General features: G+C 63.7%; 15 protein-coding genes and 1 pseudogene. 15 read left to right on the top strand and 1 reads right to left on the bottom strand.

The genetic code is table 11. The features are described 5' to 3' along the window. The first annotated feature begins 271 nt into the window (after positions 1–271). Entirely contained in the window at positions 272–3,352 is a 3,081-nt protein-coding gene (gene ppc / locus ACYQ47_RS32730) for a phosphoenolpyruvate carboxylase (protein ID WP_459908941.1), read from the top strand. Between the two features lie 104 nt (positions 3,353–3,456). Here the strand turns inward: ppc and ACYQ47_RS32735 are convergent, their stop codons facing one another. Continuing rightward, entirely contained in the window at positions 3,457–4,221 is a 765-nt protein-coding gene (locus tag ACYQ47_RS32735; RefSeq protein ID WP_250463642.1) for a class I SAM-dependent methyltransferase, read from the bottom strand. A 134-nt stretch (positions 4,222–4,355) separates the two neighbouring features. Here ACYQ47_RS32735 and ACYQ47_RS32740 point away from each other — a divergent pair, with 134 nt between their 5' ends. The 14 genes and pseudogenes from ACYQ47_RS32740 to ACYQ47_RS32805 all read left to right on the top strand — a co-directional run bounded on the left by ACYQ47_RS32740 (position 4,356) and on the right by ACYQ47_RS32805 (position 17,737). After that, positions 4,356–5,168 carry a helix-turn-helix transcriptional regulator gene (locus ACYQ47_RS32740; protein WP_250508688.1) on the top strand — a complete coding sequence of 271 codons (813 nt, stop codon included), beginning with the start codon at positions 4,356–4,358 and terminating at the stop codon, positions 5,166–5,168. 86 nt (positions 5,169–5,254) lie between these two features. Beyond that, the gene (gene argH / locus ACYQ47_RS32745) at positions 5,255–6,661 is read left to right on the top strand and encodes an argininosuccinate lyase (RefSeq protein ID WP_244827315.1); all 1,407 of its coding nucleotides are present in this window, start codon (positions 5,255–5,257) and stop codon (positions 6,659–6,661) included. 187 nt (positions 6,662–6,848) lie between these two features. Then, on the top strand, positions 6,849–7,271 hold the full coding sequence (locus tag ACYQ47_RS32750; RefSeq protein WP_459908944.1) for a hypothetical protein: 423 nt from the start codon (positions 6,849–6,851) through the stop codon (positions 7,269–7,271). Positions 7,272–7,844: 573 nt separating this feature from the next. Next, a pseudogene (locus tag ACYQ47_RS32755) lies at positions 7,845–8,312 on the top strand (carbohydrate-binding protein); the annotation flags it as partial. A 26-nt stretch (positions 8,313–8,338) separates the two neighbouring features. Next, positions 8,339–8,584 carry a hypothetical protein gene (locus tag ACYQ47_RS32760; protein WP_459909444.1) on the top strand — a complete coding sequence of 82 codons (246 nt, stop codon included), beginning with the start codon at positions 8,339–8,341 and terminating at the stop codon, positions 8,582–8,584. Then, complete coding sequence (locus ACYQ47_RS32765) at positions 8,523–9,899, top strand: glycoside hydrolase family 18 protein (protein WP_459909414.1); 1,377 nt, start codon at positions 8,523–8,525, stop codon at positions 9,897–9,899. Before ACYQ47_RS32760 ends, ACYQ47_RS32765 begins: the two co-directional genes overlap by 62 nt. A 73-nt stretch (positions 9,900–9,972) precedes the next feature. Beyond that, positions 9,973–10,458, top strand: coding sequence for a type II secretion system major pseudopilin GspG (gene gspG / locus ACYQ47_RS32770; RefSeq protein WP_459908946.1), 486 nt, complete (start codon positions 9,973–9,975; stop codon positions 10,456–10,458). Positions 10,459–10,475: 17 nt separating this feature from the next. After that, complete coding sequence (locus ACYQ47_RS32775) at positions 10,476–11,660, top strand: type II secretion system F family protein (RefSeq protein WP_250508685.1); 1,185 nt, start codon at positions 10,476–10,478, stop codon at positions 11,658–11,660. Between the two features lie 3 nt (positions 11,661–11,663). Then, complete coding sequence (locus ACYQ47_RS32780) at positions 11,664–13,328, top strand: GspE/PulE family protein (RefSeq protein ID WP_250491944.1); 1,665 nt, start codon at positions 11,664–11,666, stop codon at positions 13,326–13,328. 12 nt (positions 13,329–13,340) lie between these two features. Next, the gene (locus ACYQ47_RS32785; RefSeq protein WP_250463620.1) at positions 13,341–14,162 is read left to right on the top strand and encodes a hypothetical protein; all 822 of its coding nucleotides are present in this window, start codon (positions 13,341–13,343) and stop codon (positions 14,160–14,162) included. Continuing rightward, entirely contained in the window at positions 14,159–14,740 is a 582-nt protein-coding gene (locus ACYQ47_RS32790; protein ID WP_244827308.1) for a hypothetical protein, read from the top strand. The genes ACYQ47_RS32785 and ACYQ47_RS32790 overlap by 4 nt, the downstream gene beginning before the upstream one ends. Then, on the top strand, positions 14,737–15,258 hold the full coding sequence (locus ACYQ47_RS32795) for a hypothetical protein (RefSeq protein WP_244827307.1): 522 nt from the start codon (positions 14,737–14,739) through the stop codon (positions 15,256–15,258). The genes ACYQ47_RS32790 and ACYQ47_RS32795 overlap by 4 nt, the downstream gene beginning before the upstream one ends. After that, positions 15,255–15,812: a hypothetical protein gene (locus ACYQ47_RS32800; protein ID WP_309841819.1), complete on the top strand. Its 558-nt coding sequence runs from the start codon at positions 15,255–15,257 to the stop codon at positions 15,810–15,812. Before ACYQ47_RS32795 ends, ACYQ47_RS32800 begins: the two co-directional genes overlap by 4 nt. Then, positions 15,809–17,737, top strand: a complete 1,929-nt coding sequence (locus ACYQ47_RS32805; protein WP_250463613.1) for a secretin N-terminal domain-containing protein — start codon at positions 15,809–15,811, stop codon at positions 17,735–17,737. The genes ACYQ47_RS32800 and ACYQ47_RS32805 overlap by 4 nt, the downstream gene beginning before the upstream one ends.

Consider the following 17,737-nt stretch of genomic DNA (forward strand, 5'->3'; position numbering starts at 1 on the left):
GAAGCTCGATCGAATGACGGGATGGATAAATAGACATTAGCTAACAATGGTAGCACGCAGGCCAGGGTCGACCTGAAGACACGCGGCGCGCCAGAGCCTTAGTCCGCGCGCCTTTCGAAGCGTTCAGCACGCGTTCCGGTAGCGGAAGGCAAAGCGGCTGCGGCGCGGTTGCGGCAGCTTCGCGCCGCACCTCGCGCGGCTGTGCAGAACTCGTTTCGTCGGTGATTTCGTCGCGTTACCCTGACTGCGCAGCTTCTGAGGAGAACCCGACGTGACGACTTCCGGATCGGCCCGCCCCGCGCGCCGCAACGCTCTATCGCCTGACTCTTCCGCCGACGCATCGAGCGCGGCCCATGCAACCGGCGCCTCGTCGTCAGCGATGCCAACGTCAGCGACGCCAATCATTCGCACGACGAAAGCGGCCACTGCCGTGAAGGCATCGAAGGCGAGTGTGGCTCCAAAGGCCGCGCCGGTTCCCAAGAAGGCGAGCGTCAAAACGGCCATCAATGGCGCCGAACGGCCGAAGCCGACCAGCCGCACGCGCGACGACAAGGACCGTCCGCTCTTCGAAGACATCCGCTATCTTGGCCGCCTGCTCGGCGACGTGTTGCGCGAACAGGAAGGCGACGCCGTCTTCGACCTCGTCGAAGCCATTCGTCAGACCGCCGTCAAATTTCGCCGCGAGGACGACAACGAAGCGTCGCAAGCACTGGAAAAGCGTCTGCGTGCTTTATCGCCGGAACAGACGGTCAGCGTGGTGCGCGCGTTCAGCTATTTCTCGCATCTGGCGAATATCGCGGAAGACCGGCATCACAATCGGCGGCGGCGGATTCACGCGCTCGCCGGTTCGACTTCGCAGCCGGGCACCATCGCCTACGCCATCGAGCGCATGCGCGAGCAGTCCAACGTCAGCAAGACGCGCAAGGTGCTGGAAAAGTTCTTCGATGCCGCGCTCATCGTGCCCGTGCTCACCGCGCATCCGACGGAAGTGTCGCGAAAAAGCATTCTCGATGCGCAACACGACATCGCGCGCCTGCTTGCCGAACGCGATCAGGAACTGACAGCGCGCGAACGCGCGCACAACGAAGCCGTCCTGCGGGCGCGCGTGACCTCGCTCTGGCAAACGCGCATGTTGCGCGAGTCCCGCCTTTCGGTCGCCGATGAAATCGAGAACGCGCTTTCGTACTATCGCGCGACTTTCCTGGAAGAAATTCCCGCGCTTTACGCCGATATCGAGGAAGCGCTCGCTGAACACGGCCTGCCCGCGCGGCTGCCGCCGTTCTTCCAGATGGGAAGCTGGATTGGCGGCGACCGCGACGGCAATCCGAACGTCACCGCCGCCACGCTGGAAAACGCCATCACGCGGCAAGCAACGGTCATCTTCGAACACTATCTGGAACAGGTGCACAAGCTCGGCGCGGAGTTGTCCGTGTCGAATCTGCTCGCCGGATCGAGCGAAGCCTTGCAGGCGCTCGCGGAAGCCTCGCCGGACCAGTCGCCGCATCGCACGGACGAACCATATAGGCGCGCGCTGATCGGCATCTATACGCGGATCGCGGCGAGCGCGCGCGTGCGGCTGGGTGAAGGCGTGGTCGCGGTGCGCAGCGCGGGACGCGGCGCGGCGCCAATTCGCGCGACGCCTTATGGCGATAGCTCGGAATTCACGCGCGATCTTCATGTGCTGATCGACTCGCTCGCGCAACATCATGGCGGCTCGCTTGCGCTGCTGCGGCTTGCGCCGCTCACGCGCGCTTCGGAAGTGTTCGGCTTTCATCTGGCGAGCATCGACTTGCGGCAGAGCTCGGATATCCACGAAGCGGTGATCGCGGAGTTGCTTTCGCGCGCGGGCGTCGAAGCCGACTATGCGGCGCTTTCCGAGGAAGACAAGCGCGCCGTGTTGCTCAGGGAACTCGCGCAGCCGCGTCCGCTGCGTCTTCCTTATGCCGATTACTCCGATCTCGCGAAGAGCGAACTCGGCGTGCTCGAAGGCGCACGCGTGACGCGCGAGAAGTTCGGCAAGCGCGCGGTGCGCAACTACATCATCTCGCACACGGAGACCGTGAGCGACTTGCTCGAAGTCATGTTGCTGCAGAAGGAAACCGGCGTGCTGCACGGTTGCCTCGGCAGCAAGGACAATCCCGCGCGCGATGGCGTGATGGTGATTCCGCTCTTCGAGACCATCGCCGACTTGCGCAATGCGCCAGTCATCATGGGCGAGTTCTTCAAGCTGCCGGGCATCGACGCGCTCATCGAAAATCAGGGCAACGAGCAGGAGGTCATGCTCGGCTATTCGGACAGCAACAAGGACGGCGGCTTCTTGACGTCCAACTGGGAGCTGTATCGCGCGGAACTGGCGCTCGTCGCGCTGTTCAAGCAACGCGGCACGACCTTGCGTCTCTTCCACGGCCGGGGCGGCACGGTGGGACGCGGCGGCGGCCCAACCTATCAGGCGATTCTGTCGCAGCCGCCCGGCACGGTCGATGGGCAAATCCGTCTCACCGAGCAAGGCGAAGTCATTTCGAGCAAGTTCGGCAATCCGGAAATCGGGCGGCGCAATCTGGAAACGGTGGTGGCGGCAACGCTCGAGGCATCGCTTCTGCCGCACGAGAACGCGCCCGCGCAATTGCCGCTATTCGAAGCGACGATGCAAACGCTCTCCGATTCCGCGATGGCCGCGTACCGCGCGCTCGTGTACGAAACTCCCGGCTTCACCGATTACTTCTTCGCCTCGACGCCGATCGCCGAGATTGCCGAATTGAACATCGGCAGCCGGCCGGCATCGCGCAAGCTGCAGGACCCGAAGCAACGCAAGATCGAAGATTTGCGCGCCATTCCGTGGGGCTTTTCGTGGGGCCAATGCCGCCTGCTGCTGACGGGCTGGTTCGGCTTCGGCAGCGCGGTGACGGCTTATCTCGATTCGGCCGACTCGGACGCGGAACGCGCGAAGCGCCTCGGCACCTTGCGCAAGATGCACAAGACGTGGCCGTTCTTTACGAATCTGCTTTCGAACATGGACATGGTGCTTGCGAAGACCGATCTCGCGGTGGCGTCGCGTTATGCGCAGCTCGTCGCGGACAAGAAGCTCAGGAAGCGCGTGTTCGATCGCATCGTCGCGGAGCACGAGCGGACCGGCAACGTGCTCGCGGAAATCACCGGCAAGGGCGAGCGCCTCGCTGACAATCCGCTGCTCGCGCGCTCGATCAAGAACCGTTTTCCGTACCTCGATCCGCTCAATCACTTGCAGGTGGAACTGCTCAAGCGGCATCGCGCAGGCGATCAGAACGTGCGGCTGCGGCGCGGGATTCATTTGACGATCAACGGGATTGCGGCGGGCCTGCGTAATACGGGTTGATCGATGCGCCCCGCAACGGGCATTGCATCTTTCACGTGCCACGAATCACGCCATATGTTCGTGGCACGTTTGTTTAAGTAGCCCTTGCGGCATCCGAGCGGCGCTCAGTCGCGCCGCTTGCCTTCGATCATCAACGCATCCAGCTCGAACGAGAAGTCGTCGCCGGCCTTGAAGTATTCGCGCACTTCGTCGGGCGCGGCGGCCCACATCGATTTGATCGCCGTCACGCGTTCGGGCGGCGTTCTCATGCGTGTCACCCACGAATCGAATTCCAGGCCGATACGCCAGCGCTCGGTCACGTTCGCGTCGAAGCCGGCGGTATCGAGCATGGCGATCCACTCGTCGGCGCGATAGTCGCGGATATGCGATGCATCGCGCAACAGTTCGATTGCCTGAATGTGCGTGTCGTACAGCGGATCGTCGGCGCCCGCGATATCGATGAATTTCAGCCGGCCGCCCGGCTTGAGCACGCGCCGCACTTCGGCCAGCGCGCGCGGCACGTCGCGCCAGTGATGCGCGCTCATGCGGCTCACCACCCAGTCGAACGAGGCGTCGGCGAATGGCAGCGACTCGGCGGCGCCCTGTTGCGTGCGGATCGTGGCAAGGCCGCGTTCCTTCGCGGCGGCATCGACCGTGGCCAGCATTTGCGGGGCGATGTCGTACGCCACGACCTCGCGCACGTGCGGCGCCACCGCGAAACTCGCGTGACCCGCGCCGCATCCCATGTCCAGCACGGTCGCGTTGCCGCACGTGGCGGCAAAAGTCGCGGCGAGATTTTGCAGATCGGCGCCGCTCGCGTGAACCTGGCTCGTGAGATAGGCGGCGGCGGTGCTGCCGAATGCATCGGCTACCTGGTCGTGGTGTTTCATCGGTATGACTCCGGAATGTTCTTGGGGACGCCGGGCGGTTCCTGAGCCGCCCGGCCTGCCGCTACAATAGAGCCCGCCTTGTACCAGTACAAGTGGACTGTTTATTCTGGTATCGACATTACCCGCCACGCCTCATGAAAATGACCCCGAAGACCGAATCCAGCGAAGCTGTCGATATCCCCGCACGCGCGCTCGGCGAATTCATCCGGGCGCATCGTGAACGGCTTTCGCCGCAGTCCGTCGGTTTGCCGCCGGGGCCGCGCCGCCGCACGCCGGGGCTGCGCCGCGAGGAAGTCGCCGCGTTGTGCGGCGTCAGCCCGACCTGGTACACGTGGATCGAGCAGGGCCGGCCGGTTTCCGCCTCGGCGGATGCGCTCGCGCGTATCGCCGTCGCATTGCAGTTGTCGCGGGCCGAACGCGCGTATCTCTTCGAACTGGCCGAGGAACGCGATCCCGCCGAGCCCGATCCCACCGCGCAGGACGTGCCCGCCGCGCTCTTGCAGAGCGTCGGGCTGATCGGCGCGCCGGCCTACGTGCTCGACCGCCAGTGGAATGCGCTGCGCTGGAACGCGCACGCGTCGGAACTGTTCGTCGGCTGGCTCGATGGCGAACACGACCGCAACTTGCTCGCCTACACGTTCACCTCGCCGGTGGCGCGCGCGTTGATCGTCGATTGGGACACGCGCGCGCGCCGTCTTGCCGCCGAGTTTCGCGCCGATTCCATCCGTCACCTCAACGACGCGCCCACGCGCACGCTGATCGACACGCTCGGCGCCGCCAGCGATGCCTTCGCGCGCTACTGGGCGTCGCAGGACGTGTTCGAGCGCGAAGGCGGCGAACGCGCGTTCGATCATCCGTCGCGCGGACGACTCGTGTTCAACCAGATCACCTTCAAGCCCGCGCATCGCGAAGATCTGAAGCTCGTGATCCTCGTCGGCAACGACTGAGGCAGCAGGCGCCGAATGTTAAAATCTTCGACTTCCGGCTTGCCGCTTTAGCCGCCTCATTCGCCTCAACCGCCAATCACATCACCATGACGTCCCAACTGCACAAAAAAGGCGAAGCCTGGTCGGCTCGCTTCTCCGAGCCCATGTCGGATCTCGTCAAACGCTATACGTCGTCGGTGTTCTTCGACAAGCGGCTCGCTCTCGTCGACATTCAAGGCTCGCTCGCGCACGCGTCGATGCTTGCGGCGCAGAAGATCATCGGCGCGGACGACCTCGCCGCCATCGAGCGCGGCATGGCGCAGATCAAGGGCGAAATCGAGCGCGGCGAGTTCGAGTGGAAGCTGGACCTGGAAGACGTGCACCTGAACATCGAGGCGCGGCTGACCGCGTTGATCGGCGACGCCGGCAAGCGCCTGCACACCGGCCGCTCGCGCAACGATCAGGTCGCAACCGACATTCGCCTGTGGCTGCGCGGCGAGATCGACCGTATCGGCGAACTGTTGAAGGACCTGCGAAGCGCGCTCATCGACATGGCCGAGAAGCACGCCGACACCATCATGCCGGGCTTCACGCATTTGCAGGTGGCGCAGCCCGTGACCTTCGGGCATCACCTGCTCGCTTATGTCGAAATGTTCTCGCGCGACGCCGAGCGCATGCGCGACTGCCGCACGCGCGTGAACCGCCTGCCGTTGGGTGCGGCGGCGCTCGCGGGCACGAGTTATCCGATCGACCGTCACGCGGTGGCGAAGACGCTCGGCTTCGATGGCATCTGCGCGAATTCGCTCGATGCCGTCTCCGACCGCGACTTCGCCATCGAATTCACGGCGGCCGCCGCGCTCGTCATGACGCACGTCTCGCGCTTTTCCGAAGAACTCGTGTTGTGGATGAGTCCGCGCGTCGGTTTCATCGATCTCGCGGATCGTTTCTGCACCGGCTCGTCGATCATGCCGCAAAAGAAAAACCCCGACGTGCCCGAGCTCGCGCGCGGCAAGACAGGCCGCGTGAACGGTCATTTGATGGCGCTGCTCACGCTGATGAAAGGCCAGCCCCTCGCTTATAACAAGGACAATCAGGAAGACAAGGAGCCGCTTTTCGATACCGTCGATACGGTCGCCGACACATTGCGCATTTTCGCGGAAATGGCGGCGGGCATTACCGTCAAGCCGCAGGCTATGCGCGCGGCCGCGCTGCAAGGTTTCTCGACGGCCACCGATCTCGCGGACTATCTCGTGAAGCGTGGCCTGCCCTTTCGCGACGCACACGAAGCCGTGGCGCATGCGGTGCGCATCTGCGTGGATCGCGAATGCGATATCGCCGATTTGTCGCTCGATGAAATGAAGCAGGAACTGCCGAACGTCGCGCATCTGATTGGCGACGATGTCTTCGAATATCTCACGCTCGAAGGTTCGGTCGCGAGCCGCGATCATGCGGGCGGCACCGCGCCGGATCAGGTGCGTGCGGCCGCCAAGGCGGCGCGCGCGGCGCTTGGCTGATCGAGCCGGACCATGCTTCGAATCGGACCCATTCGTGGGTCCATTTTTTTTTGGGAACGCCGGTTTTTATCACGCCGTGCGAAACACTGCATGGTTCAAATGCACGCATGAAATGGGAGCGAACCTATCCGCCTTGGCGTAGCCCGCAAGCATGATGAGAGACACTTTTTTGCCTTCGGGAATCATCATGCACAAGCGCAATTTTCGCAGTACCGCATTGGCTGCGCTCGTTGCGGCGGAAGCGCTTTCCGGCACGTCCGCCTCATATGCCGAGCGCAAAAGCTCACAACTAGAAGTCACGTTGACCATCCACAATGCCTGCTCGATTATCAGCGGTTCGGAAACGGCAGATCCGATTGAGATGCTTTCCGGTGCGAATGCCCGAACGTCCATCAAGGTGGATTGCACGGGAAAACAAACGCCCTACGGCGTTTCTGTCATGAGCGAACTGCATGCAAGCACCGCCGTCTCCAGGCAAGCAACAGCACAGGCCGCGACTGCAGCTTACGGCGATGCTCGAAAGACGATCGGCGTTGCCGCGGAACCGCAGTCGTCGGCGACAAACTCCGAGACCACGCCGTTGGTCAAGTTCGTGACCGTCGAGTTTTGATATTCGCGGGGCGCCAATCTACGCACGACACGACTTGCAAGGCAACGCTCGATTCATTGGAAAGCGATGCAATGCAGGTCGAGTGTTTTGCCCTACACGCTTCAGATGCCCAACAATCCCGATTTGAGTTTACAAAGATAAAACGACGGGTCTCGGGTGTTCATCCCGCTTCACCACATCTGCTTCATCGTCTTCGCGACTAAAGGCATCTGCTAAACGGTGCAGCTTTCTTTGTAACGCAAGCATCGTCATGGTTCGAGATTGCATTCGCAGTTTCGCCTGGATCGTTCGTATTCGCTTCGCTTCTCTCAACGAGTTCCTTGAACGAATCGACGTCATTCTCACAAGAAAAAAACGTCAAGGAAAACACGCTTCGTCCACCCTTAAAAATTTTTCCGTAGGAAACCTAATATCCGATTTTCGGCTTGCCTCGCCTTGGTCGCTGGATTATCAATGATCGCACGAGCCCTATAAGAGAGGGCTTGACGACAATTCAGTCAGCGCAAATGAGTCGCGGATCGAAACGAACCAAACAAACCGAGTAAGGAGGCCGTTCTCATGAATCGCCTTGGCATGAAGTCGAAGACTACTGCGCTGACGCTGGCTGCGCTCGTCGCTTATTCAATCAATGCGTTGGGCGCCGAATGGCAGGAAGGTGCGACCTACGCGGCGGGCGCGACCGTCACCTACAACGGGCGCACATACCAGGCTCTTCAGGCGCATACGGCTTATCCAGGCGCTGGGTGGACTCCGGCCAGCACGCCGACCTTATGGCGCGATGTGAGCGCGGCTACGCCTACGCCAGCACCATCGCCCACACCTGCGCCGACACCCGCTCCGACTCCTGCGCCAACTCCCGTACCAACCCCGACGCCGACTCCAACGCCAACACCCTCTCCCACTCCGACACCTTCGGCTTGCTTCGCTGCGTGGTCGGCATCGCAGGTTTATGCACAGACGGGTACGCGCGTCACGGCCAATGGACGCAATTACAGAAACAAGTGGTGGACCCAAGGCGATAACCCGACGCAGTCTGGGCAATACGGCGTATGGGAAGACATAGGCGCATGCTCGGGAAGTCCGACGCCGACACCGGCGCCAGCGCCAGTTCCAACGCCGACGCCGACGCCAACACCAACACCAACACCGGTTCCGACGCCAACACCAACACCGGTTCCGACTCCAACGCCGACACCGACACCAACGCCGGTTCCAACACCAGCACCGGTCCCGACTCCTACGCCGGCACCCGTGCCGACACCGGTCCCGACTCCTACGCCAACACCAACGCCCGCTCCCGCCGGCGCGCGTGAAGTCGGCGCGTACTTCGCGCAATGGGGAATCTACGACCGCAACTACAAGGTCAAGGATGTCGACACATCGGGCTCGGCGAAGCTGCTCACGTTTATCAACTACGCATTCGGCAACGTTTATCAAAAGAACGGCGGCTACGAGTGCGGCATCATCAACAAGGCAGAACCGGGTGCGACCAACGAGAACGCCCCGGACGCAGGCACCGGCGGCGATGCCTGGGCCGACTATCAAAAAGGCTTCTCGGCGAACGAATCGGTCAACGGCAAGAGCGATGCATGGGACTGGCCCTATGGCGATCCACGTCAGGGCAAGTCCGGTCCGCTCAAGGGTAACTTCAATCAGCTCAAGCTATTGAAGGACAAGTACCCCAACGTGCGCATGATCATTTCGCTCGGCGGATGGACCTGGTCGAAGTGGTTCAGCAAGGCCAGCGCTACCGATGCGCTGCGCAAGCAGCTCGTCTCGTCGTGCATCGATGTCTATATCAAGGGCAACGTGCCCTTCGATGCTGCCTCCAACGCGGGCGGAGATGGCGTCGCAGCGAACGTGTTCGACGGCATCGACATCGACTGGGAATTTCCCGGCGGCGGCGGTCAGCCCTATAACACGTACGACGTCAAGGACAAGGAGAACTACACGCTTCTCCTGACGGAATTCCGCAAGCAACTCGACGCCATGGGCGCGCAAAACGGCAAACGCTATCTGCTCACGGTCGCCATCGGCGCGGGTGGCGACAAGATCGCCAGCACCAACCCGGGCGACTACAGCAAGCCGCTCGACTGGATCAACGTGATGACTTACGACTATCACGGCGGATGGGAAAGCACCGGCCCGACGGACTTCCAGTCGCATTTGTATCCGGACCCGGCCAGCCCGAACATGGCGGGCGCTCCCGGCAACACCTATTACACCGATGCCGCCATCCAGGCCTTGCTGAAAGCGGGAGTGCCGTCGTCGAAGATCGTTCTCGGCATTCCGTTGTATGGGCGCGGCTGGACCGGCGTCACGCCGGGACCGAAGGGAGACGGGCTCTATCAGAAAGCCACCAAGACAGCGCCCGGGAAGTACGAGGCCGGCATCCAGGACTACCGGCTCTTGAAGAGCGCCGCAGGCACGGTGTACGAGCATCCGGTGACGAAGCAGTCGTACAAGTTCGACGGCACGACTTTCTGGTCCTACGACTCGCCCACCACGATCCGCGTCAAGAACGCCTACGTGAAGCAGTTCAGTCTGCGCGGTGTCTTCGGCTGGGAGCTGGACGGCGACGCCGCCAACGCGGAACTGCTGAGCGTCATGAGCGAAGTCAACAAGTGATCGGCCGCGCGACTGCGCCCGGTGCGTGACGCCGGGCGCAGACGATGCGCAGTGCAATGAATCAGGGGCAGCCATGCAGGATCGATTGACGAATGCCGCGTTCTCGACGGCCGCTGTGTCGAAAACGAAACTCTCCCGGCACAACCTCGGCTGGCGCGAGCGCGGCTTTACCTTGCTCGAGTTGCTGGTGGTGCTGCTCATCATCGCGCTCCTGGCGGGCTATGTCGGCCCGAAGCTCTTCGGTGAAGTCGGCAAGGCGCGCTCCAAGACAGCGGCGACGCAGATCAAGGGTATCGAAGACGCGCTCGATCGATACCGTCTGGACACTGGCCACTTTCCCGGCACCGACGCCGGGCTTCAGGCGTTGATGAGCAACGTCGGCAACACCTCGGGCTGGGAAGGTCCGTACATGAGCAGCGCCATTCCGAACGATCCGTGGGGCAAGCCGTACGTCTACCGCTCGCCCGGCGAGAACGGCAAGGACTACGACCTCATGACCTACGGCGCCGACGGCAAGCCCGGCGGTTCGGGCGAGGACGCGGACATCATCGGCAAATGATGGATTCGGCGGCAGTCATGCGATATCGCGTGCGGGTCGAGTCCGACGGCGGCCAGCAGGAACTGGAGCTCGATGCAGCGGACGAAACGCAACTTCGGCAGAACATGGCCGACATGGGTTTGTCGCTGATCGAAGCGACACCCGTGGAAAAGAAGTCGCGCGGTCTCTCGTTGCGCAAGCCCGTATTCGAGCGCGCGCTCTTTACGCAGGAACTGATCGCGCTTCTGGAAGCGGGCCTGAGTCTCGTCGAAACGGTCGAGACGTTGCGCGACAAAAGCAAGGAAGGCCTCAACCGGACGGTGCTGCAAGGCATCGTCACCGCGCTTTACGAAGGCGAGCCGTTGTCGCGGGCGCTCGAGCGTCAAACCGAACATTTCCCGCCGCTGTATGTCGCGACCGTGGCATCGGCGGAACAGACGGGGCATCTTTCCGAGGCGCTCAAGCGCTATCACCACTACGACGCGCGGCTCGCGGCGGTGCGCAAGAAAGTGGTGTCGGCCATGGTGTATCCGTCCATCGTGATCGCCACGGGCGCGTTCATCATCCTGTTCCTCGCGTTCTACGTGATTCCGAAGTTCAGCCAGGTGTTCGCGTCGATGAAAGACATCCCCTTCTCCGCCCGCATGATGCTCGCCTGGGGCAACCTCGTCGCCGAGCACGGCGGCGTGCTGCTCGCGGGCATCGTGGCCGCGCTCGCCGGCGCGATCATGGCGCTGCGCAACGAGAAGGTGCGCGGCAGATTGTTCGGCGCGGTGCTGCGCCTGCCCAAGCTCGCTGATTACCAACGGCTCTTCGCCCTGACACGGTTTTACCGGACGCTCGGCCTGTTGCTCGCGGGCGGCATGTCGATGGTCGCGGCGCTCGAACTTTCCGCGCAATTGCTGCCATCGCTGATGCAGTCCGCGCTTGCGCGCGCGCTCGACGAAGTGCGCGCGGGCAAGTCGCTGTCCGGCGCGTTGCCGGCCGCGAATCTCACGACGCCGGTGGCCGAGCGGCTGATCCGCGTCGGCGAGCAGAGCGGCGAGCTGGCCGGCATGGTGACGCGCTCGGCGGAATTCTGCGACGAGGAACTCGACCGCGCGATCGACACGCTGATGCGCGTGGTCGAGCCGGTGCTGATGCTGGTGGTGGGCGGCATCGTCGGGACGATCATCTTTCTGCTCTATATGCCGATTTTTCAGTTGGCCGGAAGCGTGGGATAAGACATGGAACAGACCACCGATACGCCCGCGAAGGCGAACCCCGTGCGCGACCCGCGCCCGAAGCAGCAGCAGTTCTGGGACGAAGCGGAACACGACGGCGCCGACTATCTGAAGAAGGTCACGCAGACCATCGGCCTGCGCGGCTTCGACGCCACCGCGCTCGAAACGCTCGAACCGCGCTTCGACCTCCTGCCGTTCGGCGAAGCCATGTCGCGCCGCTGTCTGCTTGCCGCCGACAGCGACGCGCGCCTGTGGTTCGTGCTTGCCGATCCTTTCGATCCGCCGCTGCGTGCCTGGGCGATGCAGCGCGTTAAGAAGCCATTCGCGTTCGCCTTCTGCGTGCCGGGCGAGCTCATGGCGTATCTCGCGCTGCACGAGTCCGCGCATCAGGCGCTGACGCAGGTCAATGTCGACAGCAAGACCGGCAACGCCGCCGCGGCGGGCGTGGAGATCACGCTCGCCACGCTTTCGGCGGACGTGCATCCCGTCATCCGGCTCGTGAATTCGTCGCTGTACGACGCGCTCAGGGCGCGCGCCTCGGACATTCATATCGAGAGCACCGCGACGGGTCTCGTCATCAAATACCGCATCGACGGCGTGCTGCAGGAAACGGCGTCCGCGCCCGGCACCGATGTCGCGGAGCAAGTGCTCTCGCGGCTCAAGGTCATGGCGGAGCTCGATATCGGCGAGCGGCGCATTCCGCAAGACGGCCGCTTCAAGGCGTTCATCAATCAGCGCGAGATCGATTTTCGTGTGTCGATCATGCCGTCGATTCACGGCGAGGACGCGGTGCTGCGCGTGCTCGACAAGCAGCGCGGCGATGCAAACAGCACGACGCTGCGTCTGGACGGACTCGGACACGACCCGGACACGGTAGCGTCGATTCGCTCGATCGCGCGCGAGCCCTACGGCCTGTTGCTCGTGACGGGCCCGACTGGTTCGGGCAAGTCGACCACGCTCTACGCCACGCTCACCGAAATCAACACGGGCGACGAGAAGATCATCACGATCGAGGACCCCGTCGAATACGAACTCGCGGGCGTGCTGCAGATTCCGATCAACGACAAGAAAGGGCTCACCTTCGCGCGCGGCCTGCGTTCGATCTTGCGGCACGATCCCGACAAGATTCTCGTGGGCGAGATCCGCGACGGCGAAACCGCTGGCATCGCCGTGCAGGCCGCGCTCACGGGACATCTGGTCCTGACCTCGGTGCACGCGAACAACGTGTTCTCCGTGCTGGATCGCTTCCTTCACATGGGCGTCGACATGCACAGCTTCGTCGATGCGCTGCTCGGCGCCGTCGCGCAACGGCTCATGCGCAAGAACTGTCCGCATTGCGTGCGCGACGACGAGGTGCCCGACGACGCCACGCTGCTTGCCTCCGCGCTCACGCGCGAGCAGGTTGCGCATTGGCGCTTTCGCCGTGGCGCGGGCTGCGAGGCATGCCGCCGGACGGGCTATCTCGGGCGTCAGCCGATTGCGGAAGTGCTGCGCATGAACGACGCGATCAAGCAGTGCTTCGTGGAACGGCGGCCGTTGATCGAACTGAAGCAACTCGCGAATCGAAGCGGTTTCGTGCCGATTCGCCAGATCGCCCTGCGCGCGGTCGCGGATGGCCGCACGACGCTCGCGGAAGTCAACCGCGTCACGATCGTCGAACCGGCATAGCGGAGACGGAACATGTCACGTTGGTCGGATCTGGTCGGAGCGATGAGCGCCGTCGCGAAGCGCCCTTCGAGGCGCACGGGCACGGCCCGCGCGGGCGCTTTCATGCCGCGCGTGACGCTATGGGTCGATGGCGAACGCGTGCGAGAGTCCGGCGTCGCGAGCAACGTGAATACCGAAGCCCTTACGACGCCGGGCGACACGGCGGCCGCGCTCAAGGCCATCGAGGCGCTCGCGCCGAAGCCCGCGCGACCTGGGCTGCACGGTCTGCGCGTGGTCGTCGGCGCGCCGTTCGTGCGCTATTACGCGCTGCCGTGGCGGCCGCATCCCAAGCCGGAGCAATGGGTGTCGATGGCGCGCATGCAGGCCGTGCAGGCGGGCGCGGGCGCCGAGCCGTGGCGCTACGCCGTCACCGATGGCGCGTGGCAACAAGGCCGCCTCGCCGCCGCGATGCCCGAGGCGCTGTGCGCGGGCATCGAGCGCTTATGCAAGACGCGACGGCTGCAATTGCTCGGTATCGAGCCGGGCTTTACCTTCTCCATGCAAAAGCATGCGCCGCACATTCGCGACGGCAACATCGCCGTCGTGGAACTGGAGCAGGCGGCAAGCGGCGCGGCCATCGCGCATATCGGCTTGCGGCGCGGCGGCGGCTGGAGCGGCTTCATCGCGCTGCCGGTGGCGGGCCCGCTCGACGACGTGCTGCGCGACGCCTTCGTGCTCGCCGCCACCGAGCCGCCCGAGCGCTGTTACGCCATCGGGCCGGGCGCAGCCGATCCCTGGGTCGCGGATGCAACGCTCGTCGAATGGCTTGCCGCGCCATGGGAGGCTTCGCCATGAAAGCGCCCGCCATCGACCTGCATCGGGCCAATCGTCCGGGCGTGGCGACCGGGCTGATTGCGCTCGCCCTCGGCGTCGTCGTGCTGTTCGTGACGATGCAGTATCGCGACAAGCTCAAGGAGCAAGGCGCCGCGCTCGATGAACGCGAAGCGTCGGTCGCGCAGGAGGAGAAACGCTTCGAGCGCATTGGCCGGGCGCATCGCGGCACGCGCAATCCCCGCGCGGACGCCTTGATGGCGCAGCAGCGCTATGCGGCGGAACCGGCGCGCAGTCTGATCGAAGGCGGTTGGCAACCGAATATCGCGATGCTCTCGCTCGATATCGTGACCGCATCGCGCACCATCAACATGCAGTTCGAGACGCGCTCGGCGCAGGAAGCGATCTCCTATGCGGACTGGCTGCAGGCGCAGCCCGCCGCCGAAAGCGTCTCGATCAAGCGGCAGAGCGAGAAGCCGGGGCCGCCTGTCAAAACCGTGGAAACCGCGCTTCAGGTGACGTGGCGCCCGTTCGCGACGCAGGCGGCAACGGGCGCGTCGGCGCCGGATGTGGCCGCGTCTTCCGCCGGAGGTTCCAGATGAGCCGCTGGCTTTGGGAACTGCGCCGCGCGCAGTGGCGGCTCGGCACCTTCGGGCTCTTTGCGCTACTGCTCCTGAGCAGCGCGGCGATCATCGCGCTGGTCGAGATCTTGCCGCTTCGCAACGACATCGCCGCACGCGAGCTCGACCTCGATGCGCGCACCGCGAAGCTGAAACAACCGCCGCCGCCCATGCCGGACGAAGCCGTGGCGCCGACGAGTCCGGAGCAGCGTTACTTCGTTTTCCTGCACAGCCTGCACGCGATCGCCGCGAAGAACGGTATCTCGATGCCGCAAATCACGTATCAGATGGCCGCGCAGGACAAGGATTCGCCCTCCCGCCGCTTTGTCGTCGAGACGTCGTTTTCGAGTCAGTATCTGCAATTTCGTACTTTCTTCTCCGAGTTGCGGACCTTGCCGGGCATTCGCTGCGAGCGGCTCACGCTGTCGCGGCCGAATATCGGCGTGACCGATCTCGAAATTCGCCTGCAATGTTCGTTCGTCGTGGAGGCGGCCAAGTGAAGCCGCTCGATATGCGAACCCTGAGAATCTCGTGGCCGATAAGCGGGCTGCTCGTCGTGACGCTCGGCTTGATCTTGTTCGTATGGTTTCGCGGGGCGCCCGACGACGAGGCGGATCGTCCTCCGGCGGTGGCCACGAAGGAGCGAGTTTCACGAGCGAGCGCGCCTGCACCGGCAAGTGCGCCGCAAGCCAACGCCGCGCCGGATACCCGCGTTGCCGCCGTGAACATCTTCCCCATGCAGAACTGGCAGCCGCCACCGCCGCCGCCTCCGCCGCCCGAATCCATCAAGCCGCCGCCACCGCCGCCCTTGCCGCCCTTGCCTTTCGTCGTCCGTTCGCTGTGGCTGGACCAGCAAGGCATCTTCTACGTCGTTCTGAGCGGCACCGGACGCGAGTTCCCGCTTTGCATCAACTGCAAGAAAACGGGTTTCCTGCGTAAGGGCGATGTGCTTCTCAACGCCTACAAGATCGAGGACATCAACCGTAAAGAAGTGAGGTTCATGTACTTGCCGTTGAAGCGCCGACAAACGCTGTCGCTCGGAGAACTGAAATGAGCCGGCTCAAAGACATTACGGTCTGGGTCCTGATTCCGCTATTGACGGCGTGCGCGGGCGAGATGCATCGCAAGGATCTGCAGAACCGTCTGGGGACCATGCCGCCCGACGCGCAGCTCGAATTGCTCGCGCAGCAGAGCGCGCAGTATCCCGACGACCTGGAAATCTACAACTGGTATGTGAGCCTGCGTCGCAAGGTTTCGTTGGAGTACTTGCAGCGCGCAAGTGTTGCGTACCGCGCGGGCGATTCGGCCCAGGCGATCGCGTGGGCGAAGAAGGCTCAGGCCGCCGCGCCCGGCGACGACGGGCCGCGCGAGATGATTGCGTGGATCGAGAAGCAGGCGCCCATCGACACCGCCGTGCAATACGCCGAAACGATCTATCAGGATCAACCGGACCAGGCGATGGCGATTCTCAACGACGTGCTCTCGAAGCAGCCCGACAACGCGCGCGCCATCCGTCTGCGCGACCTGCTGCTCGCGCCCAAGGGACAAGACCTCGAACCGAAGCTCAACAAGGACCTCAATCAGCCGATCACGGTGCAGTTCCGGGATCAGCCGCTTATCAGTATCTTCGAGCTGATGTCGAACATTACCGGACTGAACTTCACCTTCGACCGCGAAGTGCAGGCCGCCGCGCCGACGACCATCTTCGCGAGCAACACGCCCGTCAAGCAAGTGATGACGATGGTCCTGCAGGCGAACCAGCTCGCGAGCAAGGTGGTGAGCGGCAACTCGATCCTGATCTACCCGAAGCGGCCCGACAAGGAAACGGAATACAAGGACCTCGTCGTGCGCACGTTCTATCTGCAGAACTCGCAGGCGGCGCAGGTGCTCGCGGCGGTCAAGCAGATGGTCAAGACGCGCGATGCCGTGCTCGACGAACGCACCAACGCGATCATCATGCGCGACGCGCCGGACACCATCAAGGTCGCGGAGCGGATCATCCGCGCGCTCGACGTGACGCCCGCGGAAGTCGTCATCGACGCGCAGATTCTCGAAGTATCGTCATCCGATCTGCTGCAGATGGGCATTTCCTATCCGAATCGTATCGAGTTCGCGCTCATGCCGGACGGGACCAATTCCGATGCCTCGACCCGCGCGCCGGGCACGCTGACCTTGCAGCAACTGCGCAACCTGAACAGCAGCGACGTGCTCGTGAGGATCGGGCCGGTCGGTATCGACATGCTGCAGAACCAGGGCAAAACCAAGACGCTTGCGAACCCGAGCATCCGCGTGAGAAACCGCGAGAAGGCGAAGGTGCTGATCGGCGACCGTCTGCCCGTGGTCACGACGACGCTCTCCAGCAACTTCAGCTCCGAGAGCATCAACTATCAGGACGTGGGCCTCACGCTGGAAGTTGCGCCCGTGATCGTCAACTCGGACGAAGTGCAGGTGAAGTTGCGCATGGAAGTGTCGAACGTTACCGATACGATCACGACGACGACGGGACTGGTCGCCTATCAGATCGGCACTCGCACGGCCGAAACGGTGATGAGCGTGCGCAACAACGAAACGCAGCTGCTCGCGGGTCTCCTGCAGCGCAACGAGCGCGCGTCCGGCTCCGGTTTGCCAGGCCTGAGCCGCATTCCGCTGCTGGACCGGATCTTCGGCACACGCGCGAACGACCAGCATCAGACGGAGCTCGTGCTGATGCTGACGCCGCGCATCGTGCGCAATCAGGCCATGCCGGCGGGCAATGTCGTGTCCTTCGATTCGGGCACGGAGACGCGCATTTCGACGGAGCGCGACCCGGTCGGACCGAACGCAAGCGTGCGCGTTCCGCCAAGCGGCGCGGGCAGCGCGCCTGCCCTGCCTCCGCCCGTGCCGACGCCTTCCGCGCCGCCGCCCGTAATGGCGCTGCCCGCACCCACGCCGCCGCCACAGCCACCCGCCGCGACCTCGCCGCCGCCGACCCAACCCTAG

The organism is Caballeronia sp. HLA56, assembly GCF_054655155.1.